General features: G+C 45.6%; 21 protein-coding genes. All 21 read right to left on the bottom strand.

The features are described 5' to 3' along the window. Positions 1-57: 57 nt before the first annotated feature. Complete coding sequence (gene gatB / locus JMF81_RS11550) at positions 58-1497, bottom strand: Asp-tRNA(Asn)/Glu-tRNA(Gln) amidotransferase subunit GatB (protein ID WP_201311601.1); 1440 nt, start codon at positions 1495-1497, stop codon at positions 58-60. Then, a complete protein-coding gene (gatA, locus tag JMF81_RS11545) occupies positions 1494-2969 on the bottom strand; it encodes an Asp-tRNA(Asn)/Glu-tRNA(Gln) amidotransferase subunit GatA (RefSeq protein WP_201311600.1) in 1476 nt (491 codons plus the stop codon). The genes gatB and gatA overlap by 4 nt, the downstream gene beginning before the upstream one ends. A 10-nt stretch (positions 2970-2979) precedes the next feature. Beyond that, complete coding sequence (gatC, locus tag JMF81_RS11540; RefSeq protein ID WP_201311599.1) at positions 2980-3273, bottom strand: Asp-tRNA(Asn)/Glu-tRNA(Gln) amidotransferase subunit GatC; 294 nt, start codon at positions 3271-3273, stop codon at positions 2980-2982. A gap of 182 nt (positions 3274-3455) precedes the next feature. Further along, positions 3456-4562: a hypothetical protein gene (locus tag JMF81_RS11535; protein WP_201311598.1), complete on the bottom strand. Its 1107-nt coding sequence runs from the start codon at positions 4560-4562 to the stop codon at positions 3456-3458. A 27-nt stretch (positions 4563-4589) separates the two neighbouring features. Beyond that, positions 4590-5096 carry a gamma carbonic anhydrase family protein gene (locus tag JMF81_RS11530; protein WP_201311597.1) on the bottom strand — a complete coding sequence of 169 codons (507 nt, stop codon included), beginning with the start codon at positions 5094-5096 and terminating at the stop codon, positions 4590-4592. Then, positions 5097-5603, bottom strand: coding sequence for a hypothetical protein (locus JMF81_RS11525; RefSeq protein WP_201311596.1), 507 nt, complete (start codon positions 5601-5603; stop codon positions 5097-5099). A 31-nt stretch (positions 5604-5634) separates the two neighbouring features. Then, positions 5635-6270, bottom strand: a complete 636-nt coding sequence (locus JMF81_RS11520; RefSeq protein ID WP_243282622.1) for a thiamine diphosphokinase — start codon at positions 6268-6270, stop codon at positions 5635-5637. Beyond that, positions 6270-7145: a ribosome small subunit-dependent GTPase A gene (gene rsgA, locus JMF81_RS11515; protein ID WP_201311594.1), complete on the bottom strand. Its 876-nt coding sequence runs from the start codon at positions 7143-7145 to the stop codon at positions 6270-6272. Before rsgA ends, JMF81_RS11520 begins: the two co-directional genes overlap by 1 nt. Positions 7146-7163: 18 nt before the next feature. Further along, entirely contained in the window at positions 7164-9005 is a 1842-nt protein-coding gene (pknB, locus tag JMF81_RS11510) for a Stk1 family PASTA domain-containing Ser/Thr kinase (protein ID WP_201311593.1), read from the bottom strand. 11 nt (positions 9006-9016) lie between these two features. Further along, the gene (locus tag JMF81_RS11505) at positions 9017-9736 is read right to left on the bottom strand and encodes a Stp1/IreP family PP2C-type Ser/Thr phosphatase (RefSeq protein WP_201311592.1); all 720 of its coding nucleotides are present in this window, start codon (positions 9734-9736) and stop codon (positions 9017-9019) included. 12 nt (positions 9737-9748) lie between these two features. Beyond that, positions 9749-10783, bottom strand: a complete 1035-nt coding sequence (gene rlmN, locus JMF81_RS11500; RefSeq protein WP_201311591.1) for a 23S rRNA (adenine(2503)-C(2))-methyltransferase RlmN — start codon at positions 10781-10783, stop codon at positions 9749-9751. A 1-nt stretch (position 10784) separates the two neighbouring features. After that, positions 10785-12128 carry a 16S rRNA (cytosine(967)-C(5))-methyltransferase RsmB gene (rsmB, locus tag JMF81_RS11495; RefSeq protein ID WP_201311590.1) on the bottom strand — a complete coding sequence of 448 codons (1344 nt, stop codon included), beginning with the start codon at positions 12126-12128 and terminating at the stop codon, positions 10785-10787. Position 12129: 1 nt separating this feature from the next. Next, positions 12130-13059, bottom strand: coding sequence for a methionyl-tRNA formyltransferase (gene fmt, locus JMF81_RS11490; protein ID WP_201311589.1), 930 nt, complete (start codon positions 13057-13059; stop codon positions 12130-12132). 1 nt (position 13060) lies between these two features. Then, a complete protein-coding gene (gene def, locus JMF81_RS11485) occupies positions 13061-13540 on the bottom strand; it encodes a peptide deformylase (RefSeq protein WP_201311588.1) in 480 nt (159 codons plus the stop codon). A gap of 19 nt (positions 13541-13559) precedes the next feature. Next, positions 13560-15785: a replication restart helicase PriA gene (gene priA, locus JMF81_RS11480; protein WP_201311587.1), complete on the bottom strand. Its 2226-nt coding sequence runs from the start codon at positions 15783-15785 to the stop codon at positions 13560-13562. 3 nt (positions 15786-15788) lie between these two features. Then, positions 15789-17138 (bottom strand): phosphoglucosamine mutase, encoded by a 1350-nt coding sequence (glmM, locus tag JMF81_RS11475; RefSeq protein WP_201311586.1) that lies wholly within the window; start codon positions 17136-17138, stop codon positions 15789-15791. A gap of 176 nt (positions 17139-17314) precedes the next feature. Continuing rightward, the gene (locus tag JMF81_RS11470) at positions 17315-18064 is read right to left on the bottom strand and encodes a DUF975 family protein (RefSeq protein WP_201311585.1); all 750 of its coding nucleotides are present in this window, start codon (positions 18062-18064) and stop codon (positions 17315-17317) included. Between the two features lie 48 nt (positions 18065-18112). Next, positions 18113-19000 (bottom strand): ribokinase, encoded by an 888-nt coding sequence (locus JMF81_RS11465; RefSeq protein WP_201311584.1) that lies wholly within the window; start codon positions 18998-19000, stop codon positions 18113-18115. Positions 19001-19126: 126 nt separating this feature from the next. Continuing rightward, a complete protein-coding gene (locus JMF81_RS11460; RefSeq protein ID WP_201311583.1) occupies positions 19127-20068 on the bottom strand; it encodes a transketolase family protein in 942 nt (313 codons plus the stop codon). A gap of 1 nt (position 20069) precedes the next feature. Continuing rightward, positions 20070-20891 (bottom strand): transketolase, encoded by an 822-nt coding sequence (locus JMF81_RS11455; RefSeq protein WP_201311582.1) that lies wholly within the window; start codon positions 20889-20891, stop codon positions 20070-20072. An 18-nt stretch (positions 20892-20909) separates the two neighbouring features. Continuing rightward, positions 20910-21566: a fructose-6-phosphate aldolase gene (gene fsa, locus JMF81_RS11450; RefSeq protein ID WP_201311581.1), complete on the bottom strand. Its 657-nt coding sequence runs from the start codon at positions 21564-21566 to the stop codon at positions 20910-20912. Positions 21567-21609: the final 43 nt, after the last annotated feature.

Raw genomic sequence — 21609 nt, 5'->3', positions numbered from 1 at the left:
TCAATAGAAAAGGACACAAATCTGCAAAACCGCAGATTTGTGTCCCATGGTATCTTCTTATATCTGAGCCAGGATTTCGTTTAGTATTTTGTTTACGATTCCAGGATCCGCTTTCCCCTGGGTTGCCTTCATGGTCTGTCCCACCAGGAACCCAATAGCTTTTTTCTTTCCAGATTTATAGTCTTCCACAGACTTTGGATTATTCTTTACAATCTCTTCAATGGCTGCCCTGAGCGCGCCCTCATCATTCATGGATTTTAATCCGTGTTCTTCCACATAGGCTGCCGGATCAATGTTTTCTTTGAAAATCTTTTCAAAGACTTCTTTTCCAACCTTACGGTTGATCTCACTGTTTTTGATCATCTCAATCAGTTTTGCCAGATGTTCCGGTGCAAATGCCACGTCATCCAGTTCCATTTCTGACTCGTTGACCAGACGCATGGTCTCTCCCATCAGCCAGTTGGATACTTCCTTCGGCTCTGATCCAAGAGCGATCGTTGCCTCAAACAGATCTGCCAGATGTTTGGATCCTGTAATGATGTCAATATCATAATCCGGAAGATCATATTCCTCTTTGTATCTTGCCTTCTTCTCATCTCTGAATTCCGGCTGAGCCGCTTTGATCTTTTCGATCCACTCATCGCTGATCACGACCGGCACAAGATCAGGATCCGGGAAGTAGCGGTAGTCCTGCGCATCCTCCTTGGAACGCATGGCAAAGGATTCTCCTTTGGTGTCATCCCAACGGCGTGTTTCCTGTACAACTTCCTCTCCGGCTTCAATCAGATCGATCTGGCGTTCCATCTCCCCTTCAATGGCTCTTTTGATCGCCTTGAAAGAGTTTAAGTTTTTCATTTCTGTTCTTGTACCAAATTCTTCCGCTCCTTCTTCCCTGACAGACAGATTTACATCCGCTCTCATGGAGCCTTCCTGAAGCTTACAGTCAGAAGCTCCCAGATACTGGATGATCAGTCTCAGTTTTTCCAGATAGGCGATGACCTCATCGGCGGAACGCATATCCGGCTCCGATACGATCTCGATCAAAGGCACCCCGGAACGGTTAAAGTCAACAAGAGAATCTCCTGTCCATGGATCATGGATCAGCTTTCCTGCGTCCTCTTCCATATGGATTTCATGAATTCTGATATCTTTTTTATTCCCATCTACATCGATTTCCACTTTTCCATTTCTGCAGATTGGCAGATACAGCTGGGAAATCTGATAGTTCTGCGGATTGTCCGGATAGAAATAATTCTTTCGGTCAAATTTGCAGTTCTGGGTAATCTCACAATCAGCTGCCAGTCCCACTGCTACAGCATATTCCACCACCTGTTTGTTCAATACCGGAAGAGAGCCCGGCATACCGGTACATACCGGACATGTATGAGTATTCGGCGCGCCGCCGAATTCTGTGCTGCATCCACAGAAAATCTTTGTCTTTGTGGCCAGTTCCACATGGACTTCCAGTCCGATTACCGCTTCATACTGCTTTTTCATGCTTCGGCACCTCCTTTTGCGATCTCTGGAGCTTCATAGTCTCTTGTCTGCTCGAATGTATAAGCCGCCTGTATGATCTTTTTCTCCTGGAAACAGTCCCCGATCAGCTGCAGTCCGATCGGCATTCCATCCTTATCTCTGCCGCACGGAAGAGAAATTCCCGGAAGTCCTGCCAGATTGACAGAAATCGTATAAATATCTCCCAGATACATCTTGATCGGATCGCTCAGGCTGTCTCCCAGCTTCGGTGCCGTCGTTGGAGCAACCGGCCCTAAGATCATATCGTATGTTTCAAATGCCTTGTCAAATTCTTTTTTGATCAGCGCTTTCGTTCTTAACGCTTTCAGATAATACGCATCATAATATCCGGAACTCAGCACAAAAGATCCCAGCATGATCCGTCGTTTTACTTCCGCTCCAAATCCTTCAGATCTGGTCTTTTTGTACATGTTATGAAGCCCTTCATAATCCTTTGCCCGGTATCCGTATTTTACTCCGTCAAATCTTGAAAGGTTGGAACTTGCCTCCGCTGCCGCAATAACATAATAAGCAGGGATTGCATAATCTACCAGCCCAAGATCAAATTCTTCTACCACAGCGCCCTTTTCTTCCAGAACTTTTGCCGCTGCCAGCACTGCGTCTTTTACCTCAGGATCCAGTCCTTCTCCGAAGTAATCTTTTGGAATTCCGATCTTCATTCCTTTTACATCATCTACCAGAGCTGACGTAAAGTCATAATCGTCTCTCTCAATCGATGTGGAATCCTTCGGATCATGAGACGCGATCACTTCCAGCAGAGCCGCGCAGTCTGACACATTTTTCGCGATTGGCCCGATCTGATCCAGAGAGGAACCGTAAGCGATCAGTCCATATCTTGAAACAGTGCCGTAGGTTGGCTTCATTCCGGTCACACCGCAGTAAGACGCCGGCTGACGAATGGATCCTCCAGTATCAGATCCCAGAGCCATAAAACATTCATTGGATGCAACTGCTGCCGCGGATCCTCCGGAAGAACCTCCCGGAACTTTTTCCAGATCCCATGGATTCTTTGTCTCTCCAAAAGCTGAAGTTTCTGTTGTGCTTCCCATGGCAAACTCGTCCATGTTTGTCTTCCCAAGGAATATAACTCCTTCTTTTATGAGATTTTCCACTGCCTGCGCAGAATACGTCGGCACAAAATTCTCAAGAATCTTGGAACTGCAGGTTGTTGTATATCCTTTTGTGCAGATATTATCTTTCACAGCCATCGGCACTCCTGCCAGAGGGCCGGCATATATTCCTTCTTCGATTCCTTTCTGTACTTCTTCCGCTCTCTTCAAGGCGCTTTCTTCATCATAAGATACAAACCCATGAACCTGATCTTCCACTGCCTTGATCTGTTGCAGGGCAGCCTTTGTCGCCTCCACAGCGGTTATTTCTCCGTCTTTTATCTTTCTGCCCAGTTCCAGGGCAGTGTAATCTAAAATACTCATGTCCCGCCTCCTATATGATCGTTCTCGGCACTACAAAAGAATTGTCCTGTGCCTCTGGCGCATTCGCCAGTGTATCTTTGCTTCCATCTCCATTGGTCACCACATCTTCACGAAATACGTTGCGCACCGGAAATACATGAGACATCGGTTCCACTCCGCTGGTATCCAGTTCATTTAATTTATCCACATAATCCAGCATGCTTTCCATATCTTTCTTTGCCTGTTCCTTCTCCTCTCCGGACAGTTCCAGTTTGGCAAGGATTCCGACATATTCGATCGTTTCATCATCAATATGATTTGCCATGTTTTTTCCTCCTTCATCTTCTGCCGCGTTTCATCCGTTTTCTAAGAAAAAGCCCCGGGGCCATTGGTGCCTCGGGGCAGAATCTCAATTCCACGGTACAGCCCGCCGGAGCCTCATTGCTCCGGATATTTCAATATTATTAAATGTATCATACTCCTTTTGTATTTTCAAGCCGTATCCCGTCAATTTCCATTCAGCTGCTCATAAAACCGGTATTCTTCTGCATGCTCAGGGCGGGTATACACAGACGGCTCCAGTTCCACTTCCATGTCATCCGGCACTTTGATCTTCATTCCTTTATAAAAATACACCTGGAGATATCTTTCCGGATCTCCCCATACATCATTACCGCCGCTGGCGATCATATTATAATCTGTCGTGTACTCTGCGCCGTCTTTTGTAATCTGATAAACGGTCTGCACAGTGCCCCGGTTCTTTTTGCAGACAATGTCATAGGAACCTGCCGGAAAATCCTTTCCCGCAGTCATCGTCCCTTTTACAGCGACATTTTCCTTCAGCGGATTCGCCGTCGGTTCATATCCATCCTTTGCGCTGTCCGTCTCAAACCGCATGGTCCCTGCACCGTCAATTCTTAAATAAGTTCCCCGATACAGCCGGATCTCTTCTGATTTTTTATAAAAATCATCGTCCTTCTCAGCATCTGACCTGTAAAAATCATAGATATTGATGCTCTGTTTCTGGTTTCTTACAAGCAGCGCTGTTTTGCCTTCCTGGATTGATACCTTATAAATTCCTTCTGGAAGATCCACACCAGCCAGATATTCCCCTGCCGTCAGCTCTGTATCAAAATGTTCCCCCTCCGTATCCAGTGCATACGTCGTATTTTTATAAGGATCTACTTCTCCCGTCTCATCCGAGCTGGCCTTATCAAACAGCCGGTACTGAATTTCGTTTTTTATGTCCGAAACTCCCTGAAATACCATGCTGCCCAATGCAGGCAGGAGACCGGAAGCCAGCAGGATGATCACCACAAGAAGGATCAGGCCGGTTTTCCTGTTTCCCCCGGTGCTCTTTCTCCCTGTCTTCCTTTTATAAGAGTCCTGCCGTTTATAGGAATTTGTCCGTTTTGAAGACTTTTTCTTTTTTCCACATATCTTTTCTTCATGGGCAAAAACCGGTTTTTTTGTCCTGGAATCCTGTTCCAGCACATCCCAGTGGCGGTCCTGTTGTACTTCCTTTTTCTCCAGCCTCTTAAAATCATATCCGCAGACCGGACAGATTCCATTTCTTAATTTCTCATCACAGATCGGACACTTTTTATATTTCATACTTTTCCTCACCCTGACTGTTCTGAATTACAGTACTCCGTCTTCTCTCAGCATATTTCCCACTTCAATATACTCCGGAACACTGTCATTGATATACTTCTTTTCTTCTTCTGTCAGCGGACGCTTTACTCTGGCAGGGCTTCCCATTACCAGCATGCCATCCGGTATTTCCACGTTTTGTGTTACCAGGCTTCCAGCTCCGATCAAACATCCTTTTCCAATCTTTGCACCATCCATAATGATGGATCCCATACCGATCAGTGTATGGTCTCCGATCTCACATCCGTGGATGACCGCATTGTGACCGATGGTTACACCATCTCCTATTTTTACACTCTTTCCTTCATCTACGTGAATGGTACAGTTTTCCTGAACATTGCTGCGTTTTCCGATCACAATGGATTCTTCTCCCTCTGCTCTCATAACCGTAAAGAAAAGTACTGTGGACTCCTCTCCGATCGTAATATTTCCAAGCAGAACAGTTTCCTTCGCAATCTTTGCAGATTCTGCAATTTTAGGTCTCGCGTAATTCATCTACTTCCGTCCTTTCTTTTTCGCCTCTGCCTCTTTTCTGGACTCATAATCAATAAAAGCCACATCACCAAATACAAGCTTTGTGATCCAGATCAGACTGGCTGCGGGAACCACCATCCAGATGCTTCTCTCTTCCATCAGTCCCAGATCCAGGATTCCCTCATACTGCAGTGCCAGTATAAGTGTATACACCAGGATGATCCAGTAAGAAACTTCATATCCTGCTGTAATCTTTCGGTTCCAGTTTTTGGAAAAGAAAAATTTCTCCAGGCTCAGGATAGCGATCGCTACAAGATTCATCCCCATTCCTGCCTGGAAATATGCAGCTGCTTCCATATAATCTCCGATATACAGGCCGAGAAATGATGCGGCGAAAAGAAGGATCAGAAGGAAAAACAGAACCTTCTCAATTCCCCCCATTTTCTTTTCAATCCTCCTCACTCTTGCGGTGCCTGTCCGGGATCTTGGATTCCCTTTCATTTTCTGCTGTTGTTTCTTGTCTGCCATTTGTAAATACCTCACATTCTTTTCAGTCTTTCTAGTCACGGCTCTCTATCATCAATAAAGTTCCGGACCGGAAACGGATTTCTCCGCATTTTTCCACCAGCTCATTGCTGATGCCCCAGGATTCATGGAATACCAGGGTGTCTTCGTTCAGCGGATATTTAAACCCGCTGAGCGTCACTCCCTTTGCCTCATAAAGAGGGATCAGGGAAATATATTGGCCGAACTGCTGCTCTTTTTCAATCTTATGATTATGTTCCAGAACAGTAATCCGATTGTGCCCGTCTGCCATCTGTGCCTTCACGCCATTGCGAAAGGCATACACAAGCTGTCCGATATTCCCCAGCACATGATCCAGCCGGGTTCCGGAAGCTCCTATCACTAAAACCTCATCCGCTCCCATGAAAACCGCTTTCTGCATGGCAAGCCCTGTATCTGTATCGTCTTTTTCACAGGGCACCAGAAGTTTATCTTCTGTGGCAAACCGGTCCATGACGTCCCGGCTGCAGCTGTCAAAATCCCCCAGGATCGCATCCGGCTGAATGCCCAGCTGATCTGCCCGAAGAAGCCCCCGGTCTGCCGCAATGACTTTGTCTGGTTTCCATGTTTTAATATAAGATGAGGCGAAGACCGGATCAAAGTCTCCGCCTGTCAGTATTAATATCTTCATTACCACTTTCTCTTTTCTTTCAGTTCTTGATATATGTTTACATAATTTTCATAACGTATTCTGCTGATTCTGCCTTCCTCCAGGGCTTTCTTTACCCCGCAGTCCGGTTCGTGAGTATGGCTGCATCCCTGGAACCGGCACTGTTCCGCATAAGGAGCAAATTCCTGAAAATAGTCTTTGACTTCATCTTCCTCAAATCGATCGATAAACAGAGAACTAAAGCCCGGAGTATCCAGCACAAACGTTCCTTCCTCGATCATAATCAGTTCAGAATGCCTGGTCGTATGCCGTCCTCTCTGAATCTTCCTGCTGACGGCTCCGACTTCCATATTGGCATCCGGATTCAGCTGATTCATCAGCGATGATTTCCCGACACCGGAAGGGCCTGCCAGAACCGTTGTCTTTCCCCGGATCAAATCCCGTATCTCATCGATCCCGTTTCCTTCTCTGGCGCTGATAAATATAACCTGGTGTCCGCACTGCTCATAAATGCTTTCCAGCTGTGCCAGTTCTTTTTCTTTTACCAGATCCTTTTTGTTAAAACATACAATGACCGGAATTCCCTGTTTTTCCATGGTCATCAAAAACCGGTCCAGCAGATTATAATTCGGTTTTGGATTCTTCGCCGCGAACACGACAATGGCCTGATCGACATTTGCTACCGCCGGACGAATCAGTTCATTCGTCCGGGGAAGGATTCCGGTCAGATTCCCTTCCCGGTCCTTTTCATCCAGTATTTCAATTTCCACCCAGTCTCCCACCAGGGGTTTTACCTTCTGATTGCGGAAAATTCCTTTTGCCCGGCACCGATAGATGGTGTTCCCGGCCGCCACATCATAAAACCCGGCGATTCCTTTTATTATCTTTCCCTGCATTCGACTTTAACGCTCCTGCTATTCATTCTCATCCGGCTCTTCTTCATCCGGTTCTTCCTCATCGGTCGTCGTTGTAGACGGACGGCTTCCAAGACTGATGGTAATTCCTACTGCGGTTCCCTTGGAAACTTTCGTTCCTGAAGAAATGGACTGACTGATCACCTGATTCTTCTCTACATTGTTGTCATATTTTCTTGTGACGCTTCCTAATGTAAGCCCCATGTTCCTAAGTTGCTGTCTTGCCTCGGATTCCGTATAGTAAGACAGGTTCGGAACTGTTACCTGTTCACTGCCGCTGCTGACCGTGATCGTAACCGTAGCACCGGAAGATGCCTTGGATCCGCTGGACGGTGACTGGGAAATTACATTTCCTTCTGATACGCTGGAACTGTAGGCAGTTTTCACACTGACCTTAAATCCGGCGCTCTGCAGTGTCCTGGTTGCTGAAGACTGGCTCTGTCCCTTGACATTTGGAATCGTTGTTTTTGTTTTAGGCTCCCCGCTGCTGACTGTCAGCGTAATGGTGTCTCCTTTTTCTACCTCTGAATCACTCTCCAGACTCTGTCTGATGACAAGTCCTGATTTGTAGCTGGATGACGCCTGGGTCTTCGTTTCGATCTTAAGATTATCTCCAATGGCTTCTTTTGCCTGGCTTAATGACATTCCCACTACATTTGGAACCTGATATTTATCGTCTGTTTCCTCTTCAGAATCTGAACTGGACGTTGTGATCTGTTCTGTGGAAGCCTCATCTCCAGACCGAAACAGACCTGAACTTCTCACAACAAAAGTGATCACTGCAATCAAAATGATCGCGCCGACTACCGCCGCAAGGACGATGATCAGTTTCTCAATCTTGGAATTCATTCCCTCATCTTCATCATCATCTTCCGCCAGATAACCGTTTTCCTCACCCGGATCCAGTTCCCCTGTTTTTTCTTTTTCCTCTTCTTCTTTCTGCTGAAGTTCATCCTGATCTACCAGGATCGTCGGGGAATCATCCACTACAGGGGCAAATCCCACATAGTCTCCGGAGGTATCCTGAAATACCAGTTTCAGATCTTCGATCAGTTCATCTGCTGTCTGATACCGTTCCTCCGGTTTTTTCATCACGCATTTTAAAATGATCTTCTCTAAGCTGTCCGGAATTCCCTCCGTGATCTCACTTGGCGGAGTGATCTCATTCTGAAGATGCATCAGGGCAATGGTAACTCCATTTTCATGGTCGAATGGAACTCTTCCGGTTACCATCTCATACATCGTGATTCCCAGGGAATAAATATCACTCTTTTCATCACAAAACCGTCCTTTGGCCTGCTCCGGAGAAATATAATGCACCGATCCGATGGCCGTGGCGGTGGAAGTTACCGTATTGGCATTGGCCGCCTTTGCGATCCCGAAATCCGTTACTTTGATCATGCCGTCATCGGAAATCAGGATATTCTGCGGTTTGATATCCCGATGGATAATATGATGATTATGGGCATGGGAAAGCGCAGAGGCAATCTGCAGGGAAATATCTACGGTCTCCTGCGGTGACAGCCTCCCTTTCCTTTTGATATACTCTTTCAGGGTAATCCCGCCGGCAAGTTCCATTACAATATAATTGACCCCGTCTTCTACTCCGACATCATAAATGTTTACAATATTCGGATGCGTCAGGCTTGCGATTGCCTGTGCCTCCGTCTGAAATTTTTTCAGGAATTTTTCATCATCTACATATTCTGGTTTCAGTACTTTAACTGCTACTTTTCGATTCAGTTTCTGGTCTATTGCCATATATACATCGGCCATTCCACCTGATCCGATTCTTTTCAGGATTTCATAACGGCCGCCGAGAATTTCTCCAATCTCTAACACCTGTTTTCACCTCATCTCTTTAATTCCACAATGACCAGCGATATATTATCCCGTCCGCCATACTCATTGGCGCGGGCGATCATCTGACTTGCTTTGTTTTCCAGCTGGCTGTGATCTAAAAGAAGTTCTTTCAATTCATCATCTGCTATCATATTCGTCAAACCGTCACTGCACAAAAGCAAATAACCATCCTGAGCCTGGAACTGAAAGAAATCCGGCTCTGCAGATGGCGCTCCTACTGCTCTGGTTATTAAGTTCTTTTTCGGATGGAGCCTGCTCTGGTCTCTGCGCAGAGCGCCTGCCTGCACCAGTTCCTCTACATAGGAATGATCCACGGTGATCTGCTCTAAATTCCTTGCTCCATAATAAAGTCTGCTGTCTCCAATATTCATAACTGTAATCCATGACCCGGAAACGGTGGCTGCGACAATGGTTGTTCCCATTCCCGCATAGGTAGAATCATGCCTGCATTTCTCCAGTATCTCCTGATTTACAATGGCAATCGCTGCCTTCATGGATTCGATCTTATCTTCTTCCTCTGATTCGCGCAGTAAGTCCACAAACCGGCTTACCGCATAAGAAGACGCATATCCTCCCGCCCGATGGCCTCCCATGCCATCCGCTACAATATATAGATTCTCAAATTTGCCTACTGGCTGGTCGCTTAAGAAAATCGTATCCTGGTTTTCTGATCTGACCTTTCCAATATGTGACTCTCCAACGGATCGCATATTTGTACTCCTTTACTTTACAGATTGTAGTTTCGTTCGCCTCAGCTGTCCGCAGGCGGCATTGATGTCTGCGCCCATCTCTCTTCTTATCGTAACATTTACACAGTTTTTTTCAAGTATCTTTTTAAATTCCATGATTGATTCCGGTAAAGACTGACGATAATTCCTTTCCTTGATCGGATTGACCGGAATCAGGTTTACATGACATGGAAATCCTTTCAGCCTGCCGCACAGTTCTCTGGCGTTTTCCGGCTGGTCGTTTACTCCCGCCACCAGACTGTACTCAAACGTCATCCTGCGCCTGGTCTCATGAAAATAATATCTGCAGGCGTCCAGAAGTTCCTCCATTGAGTATTTTTTCGCGATCGGCATCAGTTCCCTCCGCTTCTCATCATTCGGCGCATGAAGTGAAATTGCCAGCGTAATCTGAAGATGCTCCTGCGCCAGATCCCGGATCTTCGGCACGATTCCACAAGTGGAAATCGTCACATTCCTCTGACTGATATGTAACCCTTTTTCAGAAGTGATCAGTTCCAGAAACCGAAGGACATTTTCATAATTGTCCATTGGTTCTCCCGTTCCCATCATAACGACATTGGACACTCTTTCCCCTGTATCCTTCTGAATAAAATAAATCTGACTTAACATTTCGGACGGCTCCAGATTCCGATCCAGTCCGCCAAGGGTAGACGCGCAGAACTTACATCCCATCCGGCATCCGGCCTGGGATGAAATACAGACTGAATTCCCATGCTTGTACTTCATAAGGACACTTTCGATTATATTTCCATCATAAAGTTCAAACAGATATTTCCGTGTTCCGTCCAGCTTTGAAATAAAGCAGTCTGCTTTCTTTACCCCATGCATGACATATCCCTGATTCTGGAGTTTTTCCTTCAGTTTTTTCGGAAGATTCCCCATTTCATCCCAGGAAAACGCCAGATGCCTGTGCATCCACTCATAGAGCTGTTTTGCCCGGAATTTTGGTTCCTGAAGGGATACCATACATTCCTCTAACTCCTCTAAAGTCATTGATTTTAAATCCATCTTACACTCTCCTTAGTTTTCCTATAAAAAATCCATCACATGGATGGATCCCCGGCAGCAGCTGAAGATATCCATCCTGTGCCGTATCAGACTTCAGATCCGCCGGCAGCAAAGGTCTTAAATCTTCCGGCTCAAATCCGGATTCTTCCCGGATCCACCGGAAATTCTCTTCATTTTCCTCTGGATTGATCGTACAGGTGCTGTACAGCAGCACACCTCCCGGTTTTACATAGGACGCCGCATTTTTCAGGATTTTTTTCTGCAGAATGGCAAGTTCTTTCATCTGCTCTCTGTCTGCGTTGTACTTAATGTCATTTTTCCTTCCCATGATGCCAAGACCGGAGCATGGCAGGTCCGCCAGCACAACATCTGCTTTTTCCAGCATATCCTTATCCTGTTCTCTGGCGTCTGCTGCTTCCACGCGGATATTTTCAAGTTCTGTCCGCTCAATATTTTCTTCAATCAGATCTGTCTTTTCTTCAGTCAGATCTCTGGCAATCACAATGCCCTCTCCGTTCATCTGATCCGCCATATACATGGCTTTCCCGCCCGGAGCGCTGCACAGATCCAGGACTGTCTGTCCTGCTCTGGCTCCAGCCAAAGATGCCGCCAGCATGGAACTTTCATCCTGAACAAAACACTTTCCTTCCCGAAAAGCTGACAGCCGGTAAAGAGAATCGTACCCGGAAATTTTCAGAGCTTCGTCACATAAAATTCCATCTCTCACATGAATTCCTTCTTCTAAAAATTCCTTTTTTACAGGTTCTCTGCCTCCTCGAGTTTTCAGGCAGCAAAGAGTCGTCTCTTTCTCTTCCAGAAAAGATGCCGCCATCTTTTCCACTGTCTCTGCATCATAGGTCTCCCGGAAAAACTCAATGAGCCAGACCGGCATGGAATATTTTACTGAAAGCCAGACATTTTTATCTTTGTTTTGATCCGGCCAGGCAATGTGGTCTTTGTTCCGGCTGATATTTCTTAAAACACCGTTGACAAACCCGGACAGCCTGGAAAATCCCCGTTTTTTTGCCAGTTTTACTGCCTCGTTGCATGCTGCGGAATCCGGCACCTGATCCATATACAAGATCTGATATGTCCCCATCCGAAGGAGGCTGCGGATCAGCGGCCTGCATTTTCGAAGCTTCGTCCTGGAAAACTGATCGATGACATAGTCAATGGTGATCAAACGTTCCAGAGTTCCCTCTGTCAGACGGGTAAAAAACGCCCGGTCTCTCTTCGGAGACAGCTGATATTTCTCCAGCACATTTCCGATAATAATATGGGACAATTCTTCCTTTTTATCTACTTTAATCAGGACATCCAGTGCCTGTTCTCTTGGATTTTCCATCTTAATCTCCTAACCTGATTCCTGTTTCCACGGAACTTCCAAGCAGAAACGCCTGTACCGGCATCCGCTTCTTTCCTGCCAGCTGGATTTCCTTTAAAGCAAGGGCTCCTTCTCCTGCGGCAACTATGATCGTGTCTTTTGTTACTTTTACGACAGTTCCCGGTTCTTCGCTTCCTTCATAAGAAACGACATCCGCATCCCAGATCTTCAGTGTCTTTCCATTCATTGTCGTATAAGCGCTTGGCCATGGGTTCATTCCCCGGATCCACTGTTCCAGTTCCTTCGCAGACCTGGAGAAATCCATTCTTCCCATTTCCTTGCTGAGCATCTTCGCGTAACAGCTCTGACTGTCATCCTGTTTCGTCCTTACGATCGTTCCCTTTTCCAATTTATCTAATGTTTCCAGCAGCAGATCTGCTCCCAGATTCATCAGCTTATCGTGAAGGCTTCCTGCCGTTTCTTTCGGATCCAGCACAACCTCCGCTTTATCGATCATATCGCCTGTATCCAGTCCTTTTTCCATATACATGGTGGTAATCCCTGTTTTTTCTTCTCCATTCAGCACAGCCCACTGAATCGGAGCCGCTCCTCTGTATTTTGGAAGAAGGGATCCATGGACATTGATGCATCCATACTTTGGAAGATTTAAAATACGTTCCGGCAGAATCTGTCCATACGCTACCACAACAATTACATCCGGAGCGATAGTCTCCAGTTCTTGGATAAATTCTTCGTCTCTGGCCTTCTCCGGCTGAAGCACCGGAATCTTATATTCTGCAGCTTTTTCCTTCACCGGAGAAAACTGTACTTTTTTTCCTCTGCCCCTCTGACGGTCCGGCTGTGTGACTACTGCCGCCACCTGATGGTGATCGATCAGCGCCTGCAGTGTCGGCACCGCAAACTCCGGAGTTCCCATAAATACAACTTTCATCTTACTCACCTTCTTCATATGTCACATCACGCACTGGTTCTTCCGCCACATCCGGATAAAGAATTCCATCCAGATGATCCAGTTCATGACAGATCGCTCTTGCAAGAAGTCCTTCTCCCTCTACAGTAATCGGCTCCATGTTTTCATTATAAGCCTGACAAATGACATGATTCGGGCGTTTTACTATGGCAGTCTTTCCCGGAAGGCTTAAGCACCCTTCATCCCCGATCTGTTCACCGTCTCTCTCCGTGATCACCGGATTTACAAGGACAAATCTTTCTCCTTCTTCATAAGTATCGATCACAACGATTCTCTTTAAAATTCCTACCTGAGGAGCCGCAAGGCCGACTCCCATTGCCTCATACATCGTATCAAACATATCGCCTACCAGAGTTTTCAGTCTGGGCGTCATTTCCTTTACTTCTTTTGAAGTTTTGCGAAGGACTTCATCGCCCATTACACGTATTTTTCGAATTGCCATTTTTTTCTCCTTTATTCCTTTAATAACTGTTCATCGGGTTAAAATCAAAATTAACTAATATATTTCTTTTCTCATCCTGCTGTTCCAGCCACCGTTCTATTTCATCTTTCGCCCGGATCAGATTCTGATAATCCGCGTCTTTGATATAGATGACACGTCGGTACTGATCTTTCATCCTGGCAAGTGACGCCTCACCCGGTCCGATTACAAGAAATTCCATCCGTTTCAGAATATCCGCCGCTTTTTGTGACAGATCTCTGACCTCTTCCTCCTGTCTGCCGGAAAAAAAGATTACCAGCATCTGCCATACCGGAGGATATTTCATTAAAGAACGATATCCAATTTCCTGCTGATAAAACTCCTTGTAATCCTGCTTTGCCGCCGCAACGATACTGTAGTGTTCCGGAGAATATGTCTGAATGACCACTTCCCCGCCTTTGTCTCCACGCCCGGCTCTTCCTGCCGCCTGAGTCAGCAGCTGAAACGTACGCTCACCGGCTCTGTAATCATTGGCATGCAGCGACAGATCTGCCGCTAAAATGCCTACCAGTGTCACATTGGCATAATCATGCCCTTTTACGATCATCTGCGTTCCCACAAGGATATCGGCTTCTCCTTTTGAAAAGGCTTTTAAAATTTCTTCATAACTGTGCTTTTTTCTCGTAGTATCCATATCCATTCGCAGCACTCTGGCCTGAGGAAACTCCTTATAAATGGCCGATTCCACTTTCTGGGTTCCCAGTCCGAAGGTTCCGATATAAGGACTCCCGCATTCAGGACAGGTCTTTGGCATCGGCAGTTCATATCCGCAGTAGTGACACTTTAACATACCCTCCCGGTGATAGGTCATAGACACATCACAATGAGGGCATTCCATCACATGACCGCAGCTTCTGCAGGATACAAATCCTGCATATCCTCTCCGGTTTAAAAACAGCATCATCTGTTCTCCCTTTGCCAGACGGTCTTCCATCAGCTGCCGGAGCTTTCTGCTGAAAATGCTTCGATTTCCTGCTTTCAATTCTTCCCTCAGATCTTCAATATATACACGCGGCAGCACTGCGTTCTGAGCCCGTTTCGTCAGCTCCCACAGACAGTATCGGCCTTCCAGGGCATTTTTATAACTTTCTACAGACGGCGTCGCAGATCCCAGGATCACCGAAGCGCCCTCCATGGAAGCCTTCTGGATCGCCGTTTCTCTGGCGTGATATTTCGGCGTCTGTTCACTTTTGTAACTGCTCTCATGTTCCTCATCAATGACGATCAGCCCAAGATTTGGAAAGGGCACAAACAAAGCCGACCTGGGACCTATGATCACATCCACATCTCCCTGTTTTGCTCTCAGCCACTGATCGTATTTTTCTCCTTTGGACAGACGGGAATTCAAAATAGAAACCCGGTCTCCAAACCGTTTCGTGAATCTCTGAACTGTCTGATACGTCAGGGCAATCTCCGGGATCAGAACAATGGCCTGTTCTCCTCTTTTTATCACTTCTTCAATGGCCGCCAGATAAACCTCTGTCTTCCCGCTTCCTGTAACTCCGTGGAGCAGATATACTTTATGTTCTTCCCTCATCAGATCCTGCCGGAACTCATCGATCAGATCCTGCTGTTCCTGATTCAGAGGAACCGGTGCCTCCCGGCTGATCATTTCCTGATTTGGATTGCGGTAATAATACTCAGTCACCACCCGGATTACATCTTCTCTCACCATGGCGTCTACCGTGCTTTTAGAGATTTTCAGCTGGTGAGAGGCCTGATCCCAGGAAATCCTGTTCTGATCCAGAAGCGCCGCCAGAAGCCTGGCCTTTGCCGTATAATGTCTTCCGAAATATTCTTCCAGAAGCGCCGGGCCATGCACCGGATCGATCTTCAGCTCAATCCAGCGGCTGGACTTCCGGTTCATCTTTTCCTGTACCGGAAGGACCGTCCTGAGCGCCTGGATCATGGTAGACCCATAATGCTCCCGTATCCAGTATGCCAGATTCAGCATCCTGGATTCCGCTGTCACTCCTCCCGGCTCGATTCTGATAATTTCTTTTACCTTATCTTCCTCATAATCTGTCTTATCTGAAAAACCGACAACAAATCCCTTCCGCTCGTGATTGCCCCTTCCAAAAGGAACCGCCACCTGCTGCCCGATCTGAATCTCTTCCCGTAAGGAAAAAGGCACTTTGTAGCTAAATACCCGATCCAGTGCCTCATGAGAAATATCTATTATAATATCCGCATATAATTTCCCCATAAATTATTCGACAACATGTCCTTTCTGTCTCAGAACCTTCACCACTTTATCCACTTTATCACGGCAGATTTCATGACTCTTAGCCTCTACCATAACACGAACCAGCGGCTCCGTTCCGCTTTCACGAACCAGAATTCTTCCTTCATCTCCCAGCTCTTTTTCCACTTCAGCTACAGCTGCCTGTACATCAGGATCTTCCTGCGCTTTCTTTTTATCATACACACGAACATTTTCCAGAATCTGAGGATAAATTTTTACTGCTTCTACCAGATGTCCCAGTGTCTGCTTCTGTTCAATGATCGCTTCCATGATCTTCAAAGATGTCAGGATTCCATCTCCTGTTGTGGCATATTTGCTGAAAATAATATGTCCGGACTGCTCACCGCCCAGAGCATGCCCATTCTTTACCATGTTTTCGTTTACATATTTATCTCCTACCGCCGTCTTTTCATAGGAAATTCCTGCCGCATCCAGCGCTTTATACAATCCGAGATTTGACATGACTGTCGTAACGATCGTATTATTATTTAACTCCCCATGTTTTTTCAGATACTGTCCGCATACATAGAGGATCAGATCTCCATCTACAACCTGCCCGTTTTCATCGACTGCGATGCACCGGTCTGCGTCACCGTCATAGGCAAATCCCACATCCAGATGATTCTCTTTTACATATCCTCTTAAAATCTCAATATGCGTAGAACCGCAGTTGGTGTTAATATTCGTTCCGTCCGGCTCATTGTTAATTACATGAGTCTCCGCTCCAAGAGCGTTAAATACATTTTCCGCAATGGCAAAAGAACTTCCATTGGCACAGTCCAGTCCGACTTTCATTCCTTTGAAAGAACGAGTTGCAGAAGAAATCAGATATCCGATGTAATGGTTTCTTCCTGCTGTATAATCTCTTGCCCGTCCGATTTCTTTTTTCGTGGCAAATGGGATTTCTTCCGTTTCACCGTCAATATAAGCTTCTACTTTCGCTTCCACCTCAGCTTCCATCTTATGACCCCTGGCATTGATCAGCTTAATACCATTGTCATAATATGGATTATGGCTGGCAGAAATCATAATTCCGCAGTCAAACTGCTCCGTACGGACTACATAAGCCACACTCGGTGTTGTTGTTACATACAGCATATAAGCATCTGCCCCGGAAGCTGTCAGCCCGGCAACCAAAGCATTCTCAAACATATAGCTGCTTCTTCTTGTATCTTTGCCAATGACGATCTTCGCCCTGGATGTCTTCTGGTTAAAATACCATCCAAGATATCGTCCTACTTTGTATGCGTGTTCTACTGTCAGATTTATATTTGCTTCTCCTCGAAAACCGTCTGTTCCAAAATATTTTCCCATTTTACACTCCTTAAATATAACTGCGATTCTGTATCTTGTTTTCTCTCATTTGTCCATGGCAAATTCTGCCCGTCCAGAGACCGGCATATGCCTTGACGTTCATTATATCATGCCTTTGTCCGGTTATCAAATAAAGAAAGAGGATTCCGCGCTTCGCAGAATCCTCTGTTTCTTTCTTATTCTACAACATCCACATCGACTCCTGGCAGTTCCTCTATGGATGCGCTTCCATTTCCCAGTACTTTTTCCCGGTTTACTTTGTAAAGTTCCACCCAGGTTGATTTTAAATATGGTCTGGAATACAGCAGTCCCACAATTCCAAACGTAATCACGCTCAGAAAATTCCATCCGATAAATGACAGATCCAGCACGAATGCACTCCATTTTTCACCACGCATCATCTCCCGGCTGATCTCAAAAGCCCTCCGGCGGGAAATTTCCGGATTCTCCGCCAGAATATAGGAAATCATGGAATATTCATAGCTTTTCACAATTCCCGGTATAATCAGCAGAAATGTCCACAGCACCCGGTAAAGATCCCTTAAAAACAATGTCAGCACATTCTTTCCATAAGAACCCTGACGGAATCCGGAAAGAATCACTCCCAGTGATGTTTTGCGGCTGCTGTTTTCCTCATAAAACCGCATGGCTCCGATCTCAATCAGATTTCCAATAAAAATCTTTACCAGAATACCGATCAGAGCTATGATAAGGCCGATCCCAAAAATCAAAAGCCACACATAACTTGCCAGAGCCATGATATCTCCATCATTCTCCGTTATAACATCTCTGGCGCCATTGCTTATACTGTTTCCTGATAATTCTCCTGTCAGAAATCCCAAAATCAATGTAACAAGAACCGTAATTCCATAATTCCTGAGAAAAGCGCTTTTTCCTCTCTGCTTTAATTCACTCCTGGTCCACATTTTTCCATCCTCCTTTTCTGTTCTGCAAAATGATATTATATGTTTTCTTTAAAAGTTTGTCCAGCTTTCCACTTCCCTTCGCAGCGGAATAGAGGGCGCTGCTCCCATTCTGGAAACCGCAATGGCAGATGCCCTGGCTGCCCGGTTCAGATTCTCTTCCATTGGTATATTTTCAGTAAGTCCTGCAATAAAATATCCGGTAAAGGTATCTCCTGCCGCCGTAGTATCTACCGTCTTCACCGGATAAGCCTCCTGCCTGATCTGCCGTCCTTCTCCCTGCCATATGGCTCCCTGGCTTCCAAGAGTCAGGACCGTCTGAGCATCCGGATAAAATCGTTCCATTTCCTCTAATATCTCTTCCGGTTTCTGTTTCCCTGTTATCTGTTCCCCCTCTACTTCGTTGATCAGGAAAATACTTACTTTCTTCAGATCGCACTCTTTCAATACGTCATTCCATGGAGAAGGATTCAGGATAATCTTCATCTGTCGTTTCCACGCCTGATCGATCAGATCTTTCAAGCCATTCACTTCATTCTGCAGCAATAAAATATCACCCTCTCCGAAATTCTCCAGCACCTGAGCGATATGCTCCGGTGTCTGTTTCTGATTCGCTCCTCCATAAATCATAATGCTGTTTTCCCCATTTTTATCCAGCTGAATGACTGCATGTCCACAGGGTCCCTCCGTTCTTCCAAGATAAGATGTGTCAATTCCGTTTTCCCGGCAGATATCTAAAAACAACTGTCCGTCCTCCCCGATCAATCCGCCCTGATATACCAAAACCCCGGCGCGCGCCAGCGCAACCGACTGATTCAGTCCTTTGCCGCCGCAGAACACATTCCTTGCCTGACAGCTCTGAGTTTCTCCCGGTTTGTTGATATGATCCACTTCATATACATAGTCATAGTTTAATGATCCGTAGTTTAATACTTTCATTCCGGCATCCTCCTTTTTCTTTTACTATACCCGATTTTTTCAAAGCCGTCCACAACAGAAAACGGGGCATATCCGCTCTCACAGATATGCCCCATCCATAATAAAATACAACTGAGATGTTTTGACCTATTTTACAAAATCTTTTACTTTCTTTGCGATGCTGTCTCCATCCAGGCCGAATTCCTTGATCAGTTCCACTGCCGGTCCTGAATGTCCAAATACATCATTAATACCGATCTTTAATACCGGAGTCGGAAGTTTCTCAGACAGCACATCACATACAGCGCTTCCAAGTCCTCCGATCACAGAATGTTCTTCCACTGTAACAACTTTTCCTGTTTCTTTTGCTGCCGCAAGAACCAGTTCCTCATCCAGCGGTTTTACCGTTGCCATATTGATGACTTTTGCATTGATTCCGTCCGCTTCCAGTTTCTTTGCTGCTTCCAGTGCTTCCGCAACGCAAAGTCCGTTGGCAATAATTGCCACATCAGTACCTTCTTTTAATACAGTACCTTTTCCGATTTCGAACTTGTAATCTGCTGTGTCGTTGATCACTGGAACAGCCAGACGTCCGAATCTCATATAAACCGGTCCGTCCATTTCCGCTGCTGCTTTTACTGCTGCTCTTGCTTCTACGTCATCGGAAGGAACAATGACCGTCATTCCCGGAATTGTACGCATTAACGCAATGTCCTCACAGCACTGATGTGTTGCTCCGTCTTCTCCTACGGAAATTCCACCATGTGTTGCTCCGATTTTCACATTTAAATGTGGATATCCAACAGAGTTTCTTACCTGCTCAAAAGCACGTCCTGCAGCAAACATTGCAAAACTGCTGACAAAAGGAATCATTCCTGCTGCCGCAAGTCCTGCTCCAATTCCAACCATATTGCACTCTGCGATTCCGCAGTCAATATGTCTTTCCGGAAATTCCTTCTTGAACACGCCTGTCTTTGTTGCAGCGGCCAAGTCGGCATCCAAAACTACAATATCAGGATTTTCTTTTCCTAATTCCACTAAAGCATTTCCATAGCTTTCTCTTGTCGCAATCTTCTTTACATCTGCCATCTTACTCGCCCACCTTTTCTAAATCTTTCAGTGCCTGTTCACATTGTTCATCATTTGGTGCGGTACCATGCCATGAAGCCTGGTTTTCCATGAAGGATACACCTTTTCCTTTGATTGTCTTCATAATGATCGCCGTTGGTTTTCCTTTGCATTCTCTTGCCTGTTTCAAGGCATCTGCGATCTGATCGAAATCGTGTCCGTTAATCTCAACGACATTGAAATTAAATGCGGCAAATTTTTCACCAATCGGATATGGTGAGCATACGTCCTCAATGTTTCCATCGATCTGAAGTCCGTTATTGTCCACGATCACAACAAGGTTATCCAGCTTTCTGGCCCCTGCGAACATTGCAGCTTCCCATACCTGTCCCTCCTGGATCTCACCATCTCCAAGAAGTGTGTAAGTACGATAATCTTTGTTCTTTAATTTTGCTGCCAGAGCCATACCAACAGCTGCTGAAATTCCCTGTCCCAAAGAACCGCTAGACATATCAACACCCGGAATCTTCTTCATGTCCGGATGCCCCTGAAGATAAGAATCAATATGCCTTAAAGTAAGAAGATCTTCTTTCGGGAAATATCCCCTTTCCGCAAGTGCTGAATAATATCCTGGAGCTACATGTCCTTTGGATAAAACAAAGCGGTCTCTGTTTTCATCCTTTGGATTTTTCGGATCAATGTTCATCTCAACGAAATATAAATAAGTGAACATATCTGCTGCTGAAAGTGATCCGCCCGGATGTCCTGATTTTGCAGCATGTGTTGCTTTGATAATGTCTTTGCGGATTTCATTGGCCGTCTTTTTTAATTCTGCGGTTGTCATGATATTTACCACCCTTTCCTATTCTCCAAATACTGCCTTATAATCTGCCTGGAATTTTTCAATTCCCTGGTCTGTCAGAGGATGTTTCATCATCTGCTCAAATACATTATACGGTACTGTCGCAATATCTGCACCCATTTTTGCACATTCCATAACATGAATTGGATTGCGGACACTTGCACAGATGATCTGTGTATCGATATCTCCTGCCATATCAAAGATTTCTTTGATGTCTGCGATAAGATCTAATCCGTTCTGGGAAATATCATCTAATCTGCCAAGGAAAGGAGACACGTAAGTCGCACCGGCTCTTGCTGCCAGTAATGCCTGGTTCGGATTGAAGATTAATGTAAGGTTTGTTTTGATTCCTTCGGAAGATAATACTTTTGTAGCTTTCAGTCCTTCAATTGTTGTCGGGATCTTAACTACCATATTCTTATGGATTTTTGCGATTTCTCTTCCTTCTTTGATCATTCCTTCTGCGTCTGTCGTTGTTGCTTTTACTTCCCCGCTGATCGGGCCGTCTACGATGGAAGTAATTTCTTTGATAACGTCTTCAAACTGTCTTCCGGACTTTGCGATTAAGGATGGGTTTGTGGTTACTCCACAGATTACTCCCATATCATTTGCTTTTCTAATCTGATCTACATCTGCTGTGTCTACAAAAAATCTCATGTTCTATTCCTCCTAAAAAGTATGGCTTCGTTTGGTTTCTGGT

Source organism: Anaerostipes butyraticus, from assembly GCF_016586355.1.
Lineage (GTDB): Bacteria > Bacillota > Clostridia > Lachnospirales > Lachnospiraceae > Anaerostipes > Anaerostipes butyraticus.
Note: the sequence above shows the minus strand (reverse complement) of the source record. Positions and strands in the feature narration are given on the sequence as shown.